14 protein-coding genes and 1 tRNA gene are annotated in these 16,404 nt (G+C 68.6%); 10 read left to right on the top strand and 5 right to left on the bottom strand.

What is annotated here, in order from left to right; translation table 11 throughout:
* Positions 1-5: 5 nt before the first annotated feature.
* From ACFVXC_RS23880 to ACFVXC_RS23845, 8 genes are all read left to right on the top strand, one after another.
* A complete protein-coding gene (locus tag ACFVXC_RS23880) occupies positions 6-707 on the top strand; it encodes a phosphonatase-like hydrolase (RefSeq protein WP_389908243.1) in 702 nt (233 codons plus the stop codon).
* 14 nt (positions 708-721) lie between these two features.
* Entirely contained in the window at positions 722-1,780 is a 1,059-nt protein-coding gene (locus ACFVXC_RS23875) for an ABC transporter ATP-binding protein (RefSeq protein WP_389908241.1), read from the top strand.
* A gap of 133 nt (positions 1,781-1,913) precedes the next feature.
* A complete protein-coding gene (locus tag ACFVXC_RS23870; protein WP_389908239.1) occupies positions 1,914-2,720 on the top strand; it encodes a 2-aminoethylphosphonate ABC transporter permease subunit in 807 nt (268 codons plus the stop codon).
* Positions 2,707-3,504, top strand: a complete 798-nt coding sequence (locus ACFVXC_RS23865) for an ABC transporter permease (protein ID WP_389908237.1) — start codon at positions 2,707-2,709, stop codon at positions 3,502-3,504. Before ACFVXC_RS23870 ends, ACFVXC_RS23865 begins: the two co-directional genes overlap by 14 nt.
* 53 nt (positions 3,505-3,557) lie before the next feature.
* Entirely contained in the window at positions 3,558-4,643 is a 1,086-nt protein-coding gene (locus ACFVXC_RS23860; protein ID WP_389908235.1) for a 2-aminoethylphosphonate ABC transporter substrate-binding protein, read from the top strand.
* Positions 4,644-4,829: 186 nt separating this feature from the next.
* Positions 4,830-5,609, top strand: a complete 780-nt coding sequence (locus ACFVXC_RS23855) for an HAD-IIA family hydrolase (RefSeq protein WP_389908233.1) — start codon at positions 4,830-4,832, stop codon at positions 5,607-5,609.
* A 71-nt stretch (positions 5,610-5,680) separates the two neighbouring features.
* Positions 5,681-6,229, top strand: a complete 549-nt coding sequence (locus tag ACFVXC_RS23850) for a hypothetical protein (RefSeq protein WP_389908232.1) — start codon at positions 5,681-5,683, stop codon at positions 6,227-6,229.
* Between the two features lie 15 nt (positions 6,230-6,244).
* On the top strand, positions 6,245-6,910 hold the full coding sequence (locus ACFVXC_RS23845; protein WP_389908231.1) for a class F sortase: 666 nt from the start codon (positions 6,245-6,247) through the stop codon (positions 6,908-6,910).
* Between the two features lie 485 nt (positions 6,911-7,395).
* Here the strand turns inward: ACFVXC_RS23845 and ACFVXC_RS23840 are convergent, their stop codons facing one another.
* Positions 7,396-8,136 (bottom strand): GAF and ANTAR domain-containing protein, encoded by a 741-nt coding sequence (locus ACFVXC_RS23840; protein ID WP_389908229.1) that lies wholly within the window; start codon positions 8,134-8,136, stop codon positions 7,396-7,398.
* Positions 8,137-8,300: 164 nt separating this feature from the next.
* Here ACFVXC_RS23840 and ACFVXC_RS23835 point away from each other — a divergent pair, with 164 nt between their 5' ends.
* On the top strand, positions 8,301-9,326 hold the full coding sequence (locus tag ACFVXC_RS23835; protein WP_389908227.1) for a glycoside hydrolase family 6 protein: 1,026 nt from the start codon (positions 8,301-8,303) through the stop codon (positions 9,324-9,326).
* A 142-nt stretch (positions 9,327-9,468) separates the two neighbouring features.
* Here the strand turns inward: ACFVXC_RS23835 and ACFVXC_RS23830 are convergent, their stop codons facing one another.
* The 4 genes from ACFVXC_RS23830 to ACFVXC_RS23815 form a co-directional block, all read right to left on the bottom strand.
* On the bottom strand, positions 9,469-11,409 hold the full coding sequence (locus ACFVXC_RS23830) for a galactose oxidase-like domain-containing protein (protein ID WP_389908225.1): 1,941 nt from the start codon (positions 11,407-11,409) through the stop codon (positions 9,469-9,471).
* Complete coding sequence (locus tag ACFVXC_RS23825) at positions 11,406-13,406, bottom strand: glycosyltransferase family 2 protein (RefSeq protein ID WP_389908223.1); 2,001 nt, start codon at positions 13,404-13,406, stop codon at positions 11,406-11,408. The genes ACFVXC_RS23830 and ACFVXC_RS23825 overlap by 4 nt, the downstream gene beginning before the upstream one ends.
* Before the next feature lie 323 nt (positions 13,407-13,729).
* Positions 13,730-14,446: a FadR/GntR family transcriptional regulator gene (locus ACFVXC_RS23820; RefSeq protein WP_389908221.1), complete on the bottom strand. Its 717-nt coding sequence runs from the start codon at positions 14,444-14,446 to the stop codon at positions 13,730-13,732.
* Positions 14,447-14,535: 89 nt separating this feature from the next.
* Positions 14,536-14,609: transfer RNA gene (locus ACFVXC_RS23815), tRNA-Lys, on the bottom strand.
* A 270-nt stretch (positions 14,610-14,879) separates the two neighbouring features.
* Between ACFVXC_RS23815 and ACFVXC_RS23810 the strand changes: the two genes are divergently transcribed.
* On the top strand, positions 14,880-16,259 hold the full coding sequence (locus ACFVXC_RS23810) for a peptidoglycan-binding protein (RefSeq protein ID WP_389908682.1): 1,380 nt from the start codon (positions 14,880-14,882) through the stop codon (positions 16,257-16,259).
* Positions 16,260-16,404 lie beyond the last annotated feature (145 nt).

Raw genomic sequence — 16,404 nt, 5'->3', positions numbered from 1 at the left:
GGGAGATGCGGGAGTTGGACACGCGGTGCGGGCTTGTCGTCCTCGACATGGCCGGTACCACCGTCGCGGACGGCGGGCTCGTGGAGCGGGCCTTCTCCGCCGCCGCGCGGGAACTCGGCGTCGAGCCGGACTCCGCCGATCACGCCGGGAAGCTGGACTACGTACGCGCCACCATGGGCGAGTCCAAGATCTCCGTCTTCCGGCATCTGTTCGGGGACGAGGCGCTCGCCCAGCGGGCCAACGTGGCCTTCGAGAAGGCGTACGGGGAGCTCGTCGACGGCGGTCTGATCGCGCCGGTACCCGGTGCGCGCGAAGCAGTCGACGAGCTCAGGTCCGCCGGCCTGACCGTGGTGCTGACCACCGGGTTCGCCCGCGTCACGCAGGACGCCATCCTGGACGCGCTGGGATGGCGGGACCTCGTGGAGCTGACCCTGTGCCCGGCCGACGCGGGCGGCCGGGGACGGCCCTACCCGGACATGGTGCTCAGCGCCTTCCTGCGGACGGGGGCGGTGGACGACGTCCGGCGGATCGCTGTCGTGGGCGACACGGCGTACGACATGAGGAGCGGGGTGCGGGCCGGGGCCGGTGTGGTCGCCGGGGTGCTCACCGGGGCGCATGACGCCGAGGCGCTGCGGGAGGCGGGGGCCACCCACGTGCTCGGGTCGGTCGCTGAACTGCCGCACCTGCTCAGGGGTGTTGGCGAGTGAGCGGCGCCGCCCCCGTGCTCGTCCGCAGCGGTATTCGCTTCGAGGACGTCTCGGTCGCCTACGGCAAGAACACCGTCCTGGACGCGTTCGACCTGACCGTCGAGCCCGGCGAGGTCATGGCCCTGCTCGGCCCATCGGGCTCGGGCAAGACGACCGCGCTGCGGGCCGTCGCCGGGTTCGTGCGGCCCGCGTCCGGGCGGGTGTTCATCGGGGATCGCGATGTCACCGGCCTTCCGCCGCACCAGCGGGGGATCGGCATGGTCGTCCAGCAGTACGCGCTCTTCCCGCACATGCGGGTCTGGGACAACGTCGCCTTCGGCATGAAGGCGCAGCGGGTGCCCAAGGCCGAGATTCCGGGGCGGGTCGCCGAGGCGCTGGAAATGACGGGGATGGCCTCGTACGCCGGACGCTTTCCCCGGGAGCTTTCCGGCGGGCAGCAGCAACGGGTCGCGATCGCGCGGGCGTTGGCCATTCGGCCGGGGGTGCTGCTGCTCGATGAGCCGCTTTCCGCGTTGGACGCGCAGCTGCGGTCGGGGATGCTGGGGGAACTCGCCCGGCTGCACCGGGAGTTGCCCGACGTCTCTATTCTGTACGTCACCCATGACCAGGTCGAGGCGCTGACCCTGGCGGATCGTATCGCCGTCATGGACAAGGCGCGGTTGCGGGACTGCGGGACTCCGCAGGAGCTTTATCGGGCGCCTCGGACCGAGTTCACGGCCTCGTTCGTGGGCAATGCGAATCTCCTCGCGGTACGGGTGGGGTCCGGCGCCGTATCGTTCGGTGGTACCGACCTGAAGGTCGACACGGGGGAGGCGGCGCGGGGGGCCACCGCCACGTTGTGCGTGAGGCCGCATCTGGTTGGTTTGGGGGACGGCCCCAATGCCCTTTCCGGTCGCGTCGCCGAGGTGCAGTGGCGGGGGTCCACCCATCGGCTGTACGTCGATGTCGCCGGGCAGCGGGTGAAGGCGGACCTTCGGGAGCTGCGGACTCCGCCGGGTATCGGTGACGAGGTCACGCTGCATTTCGCACCCGAGGATGCGGTGCTGCTGGCTGCGGGAGTGGCCGATGCCTAGCGCTCGCGAACACCTCGTCAAAGGTGACCCGGCATCGGGGGCTGTGCCCACCCGTCCCGCCCTGCGGGACGCCTGCCCACAGCAGGAGCGGACCGGTGACAGCCTGGCGCGGAAGCGGCTTCGAGTTCCCCCAATGCTCTGGGCCCTGCCCCCCGTCGCGGCCCTCGCCCTCGTCTTTCTCTACCCCCTCGCCCTCGTCGTCCAGCAGTCCGTCCGGCCCGATACCGGGGGGACCTCCCTCCAGCCGTACTCCGACGTCTTCGCGTCCGAAGCGTTCCGGGAGGCGCTCGGGACGACCGTGTGGCTGGCCGTCGGTGCCACGGCCGGGTGTCTCGTGCTCGGGTTCGTGCTCGCGCTCGTCATCGCCTTCGTGCCGTTCCCCGGCGGGAAAGCCGTCGCCAGGTTCATCGACGTCTTTCTCTCCTTTCCGTCCTTCCTAATCACCCTCGCCCTGCTGTTCGTCTACGGCACCAAGGGCATGGCCAACGGGATGTGGACGGACGCCACCGGGGCCGCCGACGGACCGTTCCAGTTCCTCACCACCCCGTGGGGCGTACTCCTCGCCGAGATCACGTACTTCACGCCCTTCGTGATGCGCCCCCTGCTCGCCGCGTTCTCGCAGATCGACACCGCGCAGCTGGAAGTCGCGTCGAGCCTCGGGGCGAGGCCAGGACGCGTCATCCGGCGGGTCATCCTGCCCGAGGCGCTGCCCGCCCTCGCCGCGGGCGGCAGCCTCGTACTCGTCATGTGTCTGAACGAATTCGGGATCGTCCTCTTCACCGGCGCCAAAGGGGTCACGACCCTCCCGATGCTCGTATACAGCAAGGCCATTCTCGAATCCGACTATCCGGCCGCCTGTGTCGTCGCCGTGGTCAACATCGCGATTTCCGTTGGTCTTTACAGCCTCTACCGGGTGGTGAGCCGTCGTGTTGGTGCATAGCCGCAAGGGGAAGTGGGCCACCTGGGTTCTCTTCCTCGTCCTCTTCCTGCCTCTCTTCGCGCTTCCCCTCCTCGTGATCCTGGCCGCCTCGTTCTCCTCGCAGTGGTCCGGCGCCTTCCCCTCCGGATTCACCCCGGAGCACTACGCGTCCGCCACCCGCGGGGATTCGCTCAAGGCGCTCACCACCAGCCTGGTCACCGCCGTCAGCGCCAGTCTGATCGCACTGGCCGTCGGGTCCTGGGCCGCGCTCGCCGCCGCCTCGCTGAAGAGGGGAGGCAGACGCGTCCTCGACACCCTCTTCATGCTGCCGGTGGCCGTGCCGTCCGTCGTCGTCGGGCTCGCGATCCTCGTCGCGTTCAGCAAGCCGCCGATGATCCTCAACGGCACGCGCTGGATCGTGATCCTCGCGCACACCATTCTTGTCACCGCGTTCGCCTACCAGTCGGTCTCGGCTGCCATCGTCCGACTCGACCCGGCGTACGAACAGGCCGCCGCGTCGCTCGGTGCCCGGCCCGCGTACGTCCTGTGGAAGGTGAGGCTGCCGCTCCTGCTGCCGTCGCTCACCGCGGCCGCGGGCCTCTGCTTCGCGCTCTCCATGGGCGAGTTGAGCGCCACGATGATGCTCTACCCGCCGGACTGGATGCCGCTGCCCGTGCGGATCTACGCGGCCACCGACCGCGGCTCCCTCTTCACCGGTGCTGCCGTCGCCGTGGTCCTGATGGCGGCGACGCTGCTCGTCCTCTTCGGCGTCTCCCGCATCCGCACCCGCGCCTCCTACCGCTGACCTCCTCCGTCTTCCTCCGTCTCCCTCCGACTTCCCCAAGGAGTACGAACGTCATGTCCTCTCGCTCCACCCGCACCCGCACCCGCACCCGCACGCTCGCCGCCCTCTCCGGCGGCCTCGTCCTCGCGGGCTCCCTCACCGCGTGCGGCGGCGACTCCTCCGCGTCCGACGCGAAGGAAGTCACCGTCTACAGCGCCGACGGCCTCAAGGGCGAGAACGGCGACGGCTGGTACGACCGGGTCTTCAAGGACTTCGAGAAGAAGACCGGCATCAAGGTGAACTACGTCGAGGGCGGCTCGGGCGAGATGGTGCAGCGTGCCGTCCGCGAGAAGTCCAACACGCAGGCCGACGTCATCATCACCCTGCCGCCGTTCATCCAGCAGGCCGACGAGAAGGGACTGCTCCAGGCCTACAAGCCCGAGGGTTCCGCCCAGGTCGACGGCGCCGACAAGGCCACCGACGGCAAGTGGACCTCCGTCGTGAACAACTACTTCGGCTTCATCTACAACAAGAAGGAGCTCAGCGGCGGCAAGGCGCCCAAGACGTGGGAGGACCTCACCGACGCCTCGTACAAGGACAAGGTCCAGTACTCCACGCCCGGCGTCGCGGGCGACGGCACCGCCGTGCTCATCAAGGCGATGCACGACTTCGGCGGTGAGAAGCCCGCCATGGATTATCTGAAGAAGCTGCAGACGAACAACGTCGGCCCGTCCGCCTCCACCGGCAAGCTCGCGCCCAAGGTCGACAAGGGCGAACTCCTCGCCGCCAACGGCGACGTCCAGATGAACCACGCCCAGTCCAAGGACATGCCGAATCTCGGCATCTGGTTCCCGGCCAAGGAGGGCGGCAAGCCCACCACCTTCGCCCTGCCCTACGCGGCCGGCCTGGTCAACAAGGCCCCGCACTCCGCCAACGCCAAGAAGTTCCTCGACTACCTGCTCGGTCAGAAGGCCCAGCAGCAGGTCAGCGAGATCGGCGGAGGCTTCGCGGCGCGCAAGGACATCAAGGCCACCGACGCCAACGCGGTCGCGCTCGACGGAATCATCGACGGGGTCGAGATCTTCGAGCCTGACTGGTCCGACATAGCCAAGAACCTCCAGACGTACGTGGAGGACTGGAAGTCGGCCACGGGAAGCTGACCGACGACCGAGGGGCGGACCGAGGGGCGACCGAGGGGCGACCGAGGGGTGGTCGAGGGATGATCGAGGGTGATCGAGGGGTTCACGAACACCGCATCCTGATTAGGCTGAGGGCCGTCGGCACAGAGCTGTCCCGGCGCCTCTCAGCCCACACCCGCTTCACCGAAGACCGCAGGAGTGCACCCCATGGCAGAGCGCAAGCCCATCGAATCGTGGCTCACCGACATGGACGGCGTGCTCATCCACGAGGGCGTGCCGATTCCCGGCGCCGACGCCTTCATCAAGACGCTCCGGGAGTCCGGGAAGCCCTTCCTGGTCCTGACGAACAACTCGATCTACACCGCCCGCGACCTCCAGGCCCGCCTCATCCGCATGGGCCTCGAAGTGCCCGTCGAGAACATCTGGACCTCGGCGCTCGCCACCGCGAAGTTCCTTGACGACCAGCGGCCGGGCGGCACGGCGTATGTGATCGGCGAGGCGGGGCTCACCACCGCCCTGCACGACATCGGGTACGTCCTGACCGACCACGACCCGGACTACGTGGTGCTCGGCGAGACCCGTACGTACTCCTTCGAGGCGATGACCAAGGCCGTACGTCTCATCAACGGCGGAGCCCGCTTCATCTGCACGAACCCGGACGAGACCGGGCCCTCCACGGAGGGACCGCTGCCCGCCACCGGCGCCGTCGCCGCGCTGATCACCAAGGCCACGAAGCGGACCCCGTACTTCGCGGGCAAGCCGAACCCCCTGATGATGCGGACCGGGCTCAACGCCATCGGGGCGCACTCCGAGACCAGCGCCATGATCGGCGACCGCATGGACACGGACGTCCTCGCCGGTCTGGAGGCCGGAATGGAGACCTTCCTGGTCCTCACGGGCCTGACCACCCGGGACGACATCGACCAGTACCCCTTCCGGCCCTCCAATGTCGTGGACTCGATCGCGGACCTCGTCGACCGCGTGTGACACCACCCGTTTGCCGCACACGGGAGGCGTGACGTGCCGCCGCGCGTGAACCTCGGAACAGGAGGTTCACGATGCGTAGAGGTTCACTCACCTTGCGTGGCATCGCCGGTATAGCCGGGGCGGCTGTCCTCGCCACGCTTCCCGTCGCCGCCACAGTGCCGGCGTACGCCCACGACGAGGGCGAAGTGCGTGCCACGATCTCCCCGTCCAGTGCCGCGGCCGGGGCCGAGGTGGAGATCAGCGTCACGGGCTGCGACGGCACGACCGGGTCCGCGGGGTCCGGGGCGTTCGAGGGGGACGCCCAGCTCACCGGCAGGGACGGCGACAAGTACTCGCTGAACGGCTCCGCCAGGATCAGGAACGGCGTCTCCGGCTCGTACGAGGTCACCATCACCTGCGACGGCCACCCCCACCAGCGCGCGGGCTCCGTGGAGGTCGCCCAGCACCACTCCACCCCCGTCTCGCCGGTCCACGCGGGCGGCGGCGGCGCCGCGCGGCTGGCCGCGCACGCCCAGGAGGCGGGCCCCGGCACCCGGCACGCGGTGATCGGCCTGGTGCTCGCCGGGGTGGCGGCCGTGGCCGTGGCGTTCCGCAGTGTCCGTCGGCGCCGCTCCGAGTGACGGGCGACGACCGAGATGTCGGGCCATGAGAAACCGGCTGGGCACGGGCGATTCCTCACCGGGGTCGCCTGGGCGCTGCTCCTTGTGGGGCTCTGGCTGTGGGGCAGTGACATCACCGACGTACGCGGCGGTGTGTCGGAGCCCACGAACGGAGACGTCGCCGCGGTGGGCCGGCCGTTCGGTGTCGAACTCCCGCACGCGCACGAGCCGTTGGGCGCCGCGAAGCCGCAGCGCGTCGATGTCCCCTCGCTGAACGTGCGGGCTCCCGTGATCACGCGTGGGCTCGATCAGGACGGCGCCATCGATCCGCCGCCCTTCACCCAGGCGAGCTCCGTCGGCTGGTACGGCGGCGGTACGCGCCCCGGTGCGGCGGGCACCTCCCTCTTCGTGGGCCATGTCGACACCGAGACGCGCCCCGCGGTCTTCTACGACCTCAGCGCGGTACGCCCGGGTGAGAAGGTCCGGGTGACCCGGGACGACGGCTCGGTCGCGGAGTTCACCGTGGACGACGTGCAAGTCCTCAGCCGGGACCGCTTCGACGCGAAGAAGGCGTACGGCCCCCACCAGGAGGGCCGGGCCGAACTCCGTCTGATCACCTGCGGCGGCACGTTCGACCGGGCGACCAAGACGTACTCGGCGAACGTGGTGGTGTCCGCCTACCTCACCGGCGTGGGGCCGTAGGGACGGTGCGGGGTCGGTGCCGGGGGTGGGCCGGGGCGCGAGGGCACTCCCGCCGCGCTCGCGCCCACGGGGCACCCCCGGCGGCCCCTTGGCGTCGTCCCGGACAGTCCCAGTTGCTCATGGACACTGTCAACGGTGTACGTGTCCGCCTGCGTCTATGCCCGCCTACGCCTGCGTCTGCCTGTGTAAGGACAACCCGGCCCGGTCGGCGGCCCGCTCCCCCCGGAGCCGCCGACCGGGCTGGTCCTCGACCGCGCGCGCTCGAGTTGCGGGAGTAACCCGGCGTCGGCGCGGGAGGTTCGGTGGCCAACCCCGCAATGCGGGATGGACGATCAATCAGGCCGGGGGCTTGGGCCGTTGAGACGACTCTAGAACGGATGAGCGCTGGAGCCTAGGGGGCGATTGACGCCAAGTCGTGGATCGCTTCCTCTCCGTGATCACCGCAGGTGGTGGCGGTTCCGGAATGACCTTCGGGGAGGTTCGCATCAACTCCCGCGCAATGCCGAGTCGTCGAGCGTCCCCTTGATCACCTCCTTGGCGACCAGGTCTATGACCAGGCGTTCCTTGCGTGCGTACTGCCGCAGCGCCTCAAAGGCCTCATCCACACCAGTGTGCCAGCGCTCGGCGAGTATGCCTTTGGCCTGTTCAATGCGTACGCGGCTGGACAGGGCGCCCTGGAGCTGTGTGGCCAGGGTCCGGTACCCCGTGTAGGCGCGGTGATTGTGCAGACCCACCGCGGCCGCGTCGGCGATCGCCTGAGCCAGGCTCAACTCCCTGTCGGTGTGCGGTATCCGGGAGGCCTCGGGCATGAAGACGTTGAGCACGCCGAGCAGGGTCTCGCGCTGTCGCAGCGGGACCGCGTACGTCATTCCGATTCCGTGCCGCAGCGCGAGCGCGGTGAACTCCGGCCAGCGCTGCGCGGGTTCGACCGCCGCGAGCGGCACCGGAGGCACGGGGAGCCCCGTGCCGAGGCTCTCCACGCACGGGCCGCCGCCCTGTTGGGACCCGAGCAGGGCGAGCGCCAGCTCCCTGGGGTGCCCGCCGACGGCGATCACGGGTACGCCCTCGCCCTCGAGGACGACTCCGGCGGCGGACGCGTCGAGCAGCTCCACGCAGTGGCCCGCGACCCGGCTCAGGTAGCGCTCCGGGTCGAAGTCGTCGTCCAGGGTGTTCGTGGTCTCCACCAGGACCTGGGCCAGTCGTAATTCAGAGGTGTGATCCCGCATGGTCTCCTCCCCATGAGCTCCACCCCGCGTTCTGCTCGACTACCCCCGGGCGCTGTGCTGTAACAGCTCTCCAACAGGTATCCGTCGCGGGCGGGCGGGCCTCGTGGGCCGGGAGCGCGTATGCCAGGATTGAGAAATCGGACAGTGCACCCAAGGGGGAGTGGATGTACCACAAAAACACCGGCCCCGGTCATCGGATCGTGGGCCGGGGGGTGAAGACTGCGGCGGTGTTCGCGGGGGCGGCGCTGCTTCTTTCGGGGTGCTCCTCCGATGACGGCAAGGACACGTCGGGGCAGCCGGTCAAGCAGCAGCCGAAGGGCTCCGACCCGTACTGGGTCAACCCCGAGGGCAACGCCGCCAAGCAGGTCGCCTCGTACGAGAAGGACGGCAAGAAGGACGACGCCGAACTGATCCGCAAGATCGCCGAGCAGCCGGTTCCCGAATGGATCATCCCGGAGAACGCGCAGGACCAGGCGCGCGGCTTCACCGAGGCCGCTCAGAAAGTCGACAGGGACGCCCTGTTGGTCCTCTACAACATCCCGCACCGTGACTGCGGTCAGTACTCGGGCGGCGGCGCCGCCGACGGCAACGAGTACAGGAAGTTCATCGACCAGGTCGCCGCGGGCATCGGCGACCGCGGCGCCACGGTCATCCTGGAGCCGGACGCGGTGCTCCACATGGTCGACAACTGCACACCGGAGCAGTTCCACGAGGAGCGGTACGACCTCCTCAAGGGCGCCATCGCGAAGCTCAAGTCCCTGAAGAACACCAAGGTGTACCTGGACGCGGGCAACGCGGGCTGGAAGAACCCCGACTCGCTCTGGGAGCCCCTGAAGTGGTCGGGCGTCGAGCAGGCCGACGGCTTCTCGGTGAACGTCTCCAACTTCCAGACGACCGAGGCCAGCACGGAGTTCGGCAAGAAGCTCTCGGCGAAGATCGGCAACAAGCCGTTCGTCATCGACACCGCGCGCAACGGCAACGGACCGTACACCAAGGGCAAGGACACCTGGTGCAACCCGCCAGGCCGCGCGCTCGGCGAGGCGCCCACCACCAAGACGGACGATCCGCTGGTCGACGCCTATCTCTGGGTCAAGCGGCCCGGTGAGTCCGACGGCACCTGCCGCGGTGGGCCCAAGGCGGGGGCCTGGTGGCCTCAGTACGCGCTGAAGCTGGCGGAGGCCGCGAAGTAACAGCGCCCCTTTAGCGGGCGCGCGGGGAACTGCGCGAGCAACCACAGAAAAGCCGCAGTCGCATCTACCGAGTAACCGGGCAGATGCGACTGCGGCTTTTCGTGGGCTGCGCGCGCAGTCACCCGCACCGCGCCCACGCGAGCTACGGCACGTGCACCCACTGAGCCTTGCTCGGGGTGCCCTGATCATCCGTGACGAAGAGCATGTACCAGCCGGACTCCACCAGGCTCCGCTCCTTGGGAATCGTCACCGTGACGCCGTCCGCGGACTTCTTCAGGTCGAGGGCGACGGACGTCTGGTCGATGTCGGTGACGTGCGTCGAGGCGCTCGGCCTGATCAGGCGGGCCGTCTTGATGGACGAGGCGTGCTGGGTCCTGAAGGTTCCGGACCCGCCGCGCCGGATCTCCTTGGGCCCGTCGGAGAGCCTCGGCTGCGACCCCTGGTACAGATACGGCGGGGTGTAGATCTCGATGCGCTGCTCGAACTCGCCGGGCTTGGTGTTGGCCTTGTCGGCGTAGAGCGAGTCGGAGCCGAAGAACATCACGCGGCCATCGGGCAGCAGGATCGAGCCCGAGTGGTAGTTGCGGCCGACCTCGGGGTCCGCGACCCGCCGCATGTTGCCGGTCCTGGCGTCGTAGATCCGGGCCTGCTTGATGTTCGAGTCACCGCGGCCGCGGTAGTCCTCCGAGCCGCCGGATATGAGCACCGTGTCGTCGGGCAGGGTCGATGCCTGCGGGTAGCGGGTGCCCTTCTCCAGCTCGGGGCCGTCCTCGAACTTCGGGTTGTCGTCCAGGAGGTCGACGATGCGGGTCTTCTTGCTGGACTTGTCGGACTCGCCGACACCGCCGCCGCCGACCACCATGTACTTCTGGTCCTGCGCGGGCGGCAGTTCGACCGTGTTGGAGGTCTCAAGGAGCTTCGGGTCGCTCAGCCCCGGAATCCCCTTCCAGCTGCCCTTCTCGTCCAGGTCCCAGGTGCCGGGCTTGCGGCCGACGTCGTCGGGGCCGTAGCCCGCGTTCGATCCCGAGTAGAAGAGCCTGCCGTTCTCCAGCTGGAAGACGGCGGGGTACGTGGGGAACTGGCGGACCTGCTTGGTGTACGTCCACTTCTTGGTCTTGGGGTCGTACACCTCGTTCTTGCCCGGGACCAGCTGGCCGATCTCGTCGAGGCCGGAGAGGCTGAGCACCTTGCCGTCCGAGAGCGTGGTCAGCGTGGGGTACCAGCGGGCCTCGTTCATCGGGTCGACCTTGATGTACTTCTCGGCGACCGGGTCGAACTCGAAGGCGTCCTTGATCCCCTGGAAGTCCTTCTTGTCCAGGGCGAGCTTCTGCGCGATGCCGTACGTGTTGCGGGTGGCGGCGCCCTTGAGGCCCTGCACGCGGTAGTTGTCCTGCGTGCCCGTCTCGTGCTTGGTGCCGCTCTTCTGCGCCTCCACGTACACCCGGCCGAGGCCCGGTTCGTTGCGTACGAACGCGCCGGTCGCCTTGTCGAAGACCTTCTTGGCGCGCTCGACGACGACCGGGTCCTTGGAGACGAACGTCTTGCCGTTCTTCTTGCCGGTGAACCTCGTGCCCGAAGGCAGCGTGATCGGATTGTCCGGGTCCTCGTTGTGCACCACCATCAGGCCCCCCGCCTTGGTGGTGTCGCCCTTGAGCTTCTCGTAGCGCTGGGTGCCGCCCGCGATGAGGAGATTGCCGTTGGCCAGCTGGGTGTGGCCGGTGCAGAAGAGGTCGACGGGCGTCTTGATCTTCTTGATCGTGTTCTTGACCGGGTCCCACAGGCGGGTGTCGAACTTCTTGGCGTCGAAGTTCTTCTGGTTATTGCCGGAACCGGCGACCAGGAGGATCTTGCCGGTGTGCAGGAGCGCCGCGTGGATCGTGTTCTGGCGGTACTCCTCGGGGAAGTTCACGACCTGCCAGTGGCCGTTGTCGGCCTTGTACTCCGGCTTGTTGATCTTGTAGTCGTGGTACTTCTCCGAACCCACGCGCCACAGCCACGGGCCGTTCATCCCGGCCAGCGCTATGACCACCGCCGCGCCTATCGCGATGCGGCGGGCGCGGCGGCGGCTGGAGCGGTCTTTCATTTCTTACGTCCCCCAAGGGCGATCTGCATGGTCTGGTCGTTCGCCGCCCAGCTGGGTTTGTGCTGCGGGGCGTGCGGCGCCTGCGGAGCCTCTGGGGCATCGTGCGCCTGCGGCAGCTGCGCTGTGGCGTCGAGGCCGTCGCGCTGCTGCGGAACCTTCGCGTGTTGGCCGGTCGGCGGACCCGGAGGACCTGCCCTGTGCTGCGACTTGCGCTTCTTCTTGTCCTGCCGGATGCCCCACCGCCACGCGAAGATCGGCGCGGCCGTGATCAGCAGGGCGAACGTGGCCCAGGTGATCATCGCCGGGTGGACATGGCCGAACACGAACGCGGCGGCCATCGAACCGCAGAAGACCAGGATGAAGAACAGGTGGATCCGGAACGTGCCGAACAGTGTGTCCGGACTCGCCGAATCGCCCTTGGGAGTCACCACGAACTTGCTCTTGCGGCGCAGCACGGCGTCCATCAGGGAGCGTGCGTAGACCGGCGCGGAGAGCGCCGACATCACCATGCCCGCGATACCGCCGGAGCCCTCGGGCTCGTGCGGCGAGACGTTGTGGCGGCGGTTCCAGATGTAGAGGCCGATCTGCAGCGCCGACGCGTTGCCGTACAGCATGAGCCAGATCGTCGGGTCGATGTTCACGCCCGATGCGCCCATGCCGAGGAACAGCGCGCAGGAGAGCGCGGCCAGGATCCAGTTCATGGCGGACATCGGGTAGAAGATGACCATCATCGTGTAGTTGAAGAGCCGCCCGGGCGGGAGCGAGAACGGCGCCTTCCAGAACTGCTTGAGGATGGTCTCGTACGTTCCCCGCGACCACCGCAGCTGCTGCGTGAAGAAGTCCGTCCAGGCGTTGGGTCCCTCACCCACCGCGAGCACGTCCGGCGTGTAGACGGACTTCCACTTCTTGCCGGTCCTCGGGTTCGTGGCGCGGTGGATCTCGAAGCCCGTCGCCATGTCCTCGGTGATCGAGTCGTACAGACCGCCGATCTGCTTCAGGGCGCTGATGCGGACGGCGTTGCTCGTGCCGACGAACATCGGAGAGCCGTAGGCGTTGCCGGCGCGCTGGATCAGGGCGTGGAAGAGGAACTGCTGGGACTCGGCGGCCTTGGTGATGAAGTTGTCGTAGTTGCCGTAGACCTGCGGGCCGATGACGAAGCCGACGTTCTCGTCACGGAAGAAGCCGAGCATCCGCTCCAGGTAGTTGGGCATCGGGACGTGGTCGGTGTCGACCGATGCGAAGAAGTCGTAGTCGTCGCCGTGCGCGTCGAGCCAGGCGTTGTAGTTGCCGTGCTTGGTCTTGGCGCGGTGCGGGCCCTTGCTCATGTTCCACTTCGCCACGCCCTTGCGGGAGAAGTGGTGCACGCCGAGCCGCAGGCAGACCTCCTTGACGGCGGGGTCGTCGCCCTCGTCGAGGAGCCAGACGTGCATCAGGCCGCGGTGCCGGATGCGGACCGCGGCCTCCAGGGTCTTCGTCACCATCTCCAGCGGCTCCTTGCCGGGCACGAAGGAGGTGAGGAAGGCGACTTTGGTGCCGGTCTCGGGGACCACGGGTATCGGGTCACGGGCGACGAGCGTGGCGTGCGCGTTCGAGAGCACGTTCATGCACCGGAAGAACTCGATCAGACCGATGGATATGAGCATGACTATGTCAAGCGTCGGCAGCCAGTCGTTCGAGACGTAGTCGCGCTTCGTCCAGTGCGTCGGCTGCAGCAGCCAGGCGAGCAGCACCAGGGAGAGCAGCGGCGCGGCCCCCAGCATCAGCGCGGCTCTGATCCGGTGCGGCTCCTGCGAGAGCAGGGAGCGGTACTGCACCTTGTACGGCTTGGTCGGATCAGGCTGCGTGAGCGGCCCCGCGAGACGGCTGTAGTGCTCGTAGTCGTACTTCGGCAGAGCCTTCTTGATACGCCTGAACCCGCCCGTACGGTGCGACGGCACCCGCAGTTGGGTCGTCTCTGACGGATCGTTCGGCCGGGCGCCCGTCGGCGTCGACGTCATGAGTCATCCCCCCGCACGCGGTCGCCCGCGTGTTCGTTGGTCCTTCCGTCCGGCCCGGTCCCCCGACCTTCACGGACGCATCAGTGAGAGGCCACCGTCCCCTAAGACATGGAACGGCTACCTTCCGGTTGCATGATGCCCCCCTCGGCATCTTTTCGTGAACGGGGCCCCCGCCCCTTCCCCCGCCGGGCTGCGGTCGGGCCCCCAACTGCCCCGCACCGCATGCCTCATGAGAGCCGATGGCTCCAGCACCAGGTTCTACATCGCCAGCCATGATCGCAAGGGCGAAACAAGGTGTTTACCGGTCATACGAGCGATTTGGGTTATCTGTTGCTGCCTGTTGGGGCAGGAGCACTCAATCGCGTTCGAATATTACCGAAGTGTTCCCGTATCGCCCGCTCGGCTCGGAGCACATCGCCGGACCGGACCGCGTCGAGGATCTCCCGGTGCTGCCGGCAGGTCACCTTGGGGTCCTGCGGCACGTCCACCAGGTCCGTACGCACCTTGTGGAAGGCGTCCCAGAACGCTTCGAGGACCTCACCGAGCAGCGGATTGCGCAGGCAGCGGTAGAGAGTGGCGTGAAATGCGCGGTCGGTTTCGGTGCGAACCGCACCCGACTCACCGATCCGGCCGTCGTCCGCCGCCACCTCGGTGTCCATCCGGTCGACGAGGGCGTCCAGTTCGGCCAGATCCGCGTCCGGGATACGGCCCGCGAGGCGGGCGATGAGCCCGGTCTCCACGGCCTCCCTCAGCTCCAGGAGCTGAAGCAGGCTGTCCTCGCCGCGGTAGTGGCCCGCCACCGTGCGGAAGGTGAGGCCCTCGATCATGGGAGCCATCGACATGGGTCCGACATATGTGCCGAAACCGTGCCGGATTTCCACGATGCCCATCGCCTGCAGCGCCTTGAGGGCCTCTCGCACGGAGTTCCGACTGACGCCGAGGCGTTCCATCAGTTCGGGCTCGGTGGGCAGGGAGGCTCCGGAGGGCAGCCGCTGGTCGATGATGAGCTTCTTGATCCGCTCCTGTATGTCGCGCGCCATGGCGCAACGGTAGCGGTACGGAGACGGGTGTCGACCCGGTACGGGAACCACGAAAGCCCCCCGCGTGAACGGAGGGCTTTCGCTGTCTGTGCGCCGTCAGGGACTCGAACCCCGGACCCGCTGATTAAGAGTCAGCTGCTCTAACCAACTGAGCTAACGGCGCCTGCTGACCTGGAGAACTCTACCGGACGCGGGCGGGTGCTCCGGACCATCGAGGGTCCGCGCCCGCGCCTTCGCGGGGGTCGCGTGGAGGGCGCCGGGGGCATTGCGGGGGTGGCTGCCGTGAGCGGCGAGGGCGTGAATGCGGGGCGGCTCCATCATTCGGACCGTCAACATGCGATATCGCGCGACAGTTGAGAAGCTGACGACTGTGCAGATGCGACGCAGACATTCTTTCCTGGAGTGTGAGGGGAATCGCATGGAGGGTGCTCCGGTGGGCGCTCCGGAATTCGAGGAATTCGATCCCGAGAGCGACTGCGACTGTCCCGGATGCATTCACTGGCGACGGACCATGGCCCACGCGCTTCCCGTAAGAGAGGGCGGTCACCCGGCGGCGCACGGCGCGCGGCGCGCCCTCGTCATCGCCGCGGCGGCGGGCACGGTGCTCGGTGGCGGCCAGGTGCTTCCGGCGGCGGCGGCCCCCGATGCCGTGCCGGGCGGCCACCATCCGGCGCGACCACCGGGGGCGGTACCCGCCGGGGCCCCAGGGGTTCCGGGGGTTCCGTCCGACGAGGGCCCGGGGCCGGACAGTCCGCAGGGCGGCACGAGTGCGCTGCACGGAGCGCCGGGTACGCCGGGTACGCCGGGTCCCGTGTCGTCGGCGGCGCGGGCCACGACGCGGGCCGAGATCATGGCCCGCGCCCAGAAGTGGGTCACGGCGAAGGTGCCGTACAGCATGAGCAAGTACTGGGCCGACGGATACCGCCAGGACTGCTCGGGCTTTGTCTCGATGGCCTGGAATCTCGGCGGCAATGAATGGACGGGGAGCCTCTCCTCCTACGCGACGCGCATTACGAAGAGCCAGCTGCTGCCCGGCGACATCCTTCTCTTCCACAATCCCGCGAACCCCGAGAAGGGGTCGCACGTGACGATTTTCGGTGGCTGGGCGAACGCGGCGCACACGCAATACACCGCGTACGAACAGGCCCGCCCGCACGCCCGTAAGCAGACGACTCCCTATGCCTATTGGAGCAATGGGAGCCGCTATCTGGCCTACCGCTACAAGGGAGTGAGCGGTGGCGCTCCGGGCGGCGCGGGGCCGAGTACGGGGACGCGCTACCCGGGTGCGGGGTCCTTTGGCCCCGGGGCCGACAACAAATACGTGACGCAGCTCGGCAAGGCCCTGGTCGGCCGGGGCGGCGCCCGCTACTACAAGTCAGGACCGGGCCCGCGCTGGAGCGACGCCGACCGCCGGGCCACGCAGGCGTTCCAGCGGGCGCAGGGCTGGACCGGCGGGGACGCGGACGGTCTGCCGGGTCGCACGACCTGGTCGTACCTGATGACGGGCAAGGGCCGCGACATCCCGGGCGCCGGAGCGGGCGCGGGAGCGGGCGGGGGCGGCAGCCATGGCAAGGCACCGGCGTACCCGGGCAGGGGAGTGTTCCGTGCCGGTCAGTCCAGCCCGTCCATCGAGAAGCTGGGCAGGCAACTGGTGAAGAAGGGCTTCGGCAAGCACTACGCCCAGGGGCCGGGCCCCCGCTGGAGCGAGAGCGACCGGCGCAACGTCGAGGCGTTCCAGCGGGCGCAGGGCTGGCGAGGGGCGGCGGCGGACGGATATCCGGGGCCCGAGACCTGGCGGCGGTTGTTCGCATGAGCCGTGGGAGTCAGAGGGGGTGCGGGAGCTGCGGGAGCCGCGGGAGCCGCGGGAGCCACAGGAGTCACGGGGGCCTTGGGAGTCGTGGGAGTCGTGGGAGTGGAGCGGCGCGGATGAGACATGGGCACGAATGTGGCCGGGTTGC

Source organism: Streptomyces sp. NPDC058257 (assembly GCF_042881845.1).
In the GTDB taxonomy this organism is placed as follows: domain Bacteria; phylum Actinomycetota; class Actinomycetes; order Streptomycetales; family Streptomycetaceae; genus Streptomyces.
Note: the sequence above shows the minus strand (reverse complement) of the source record. Positions and strands in the feature narration are given on the sequence as shown.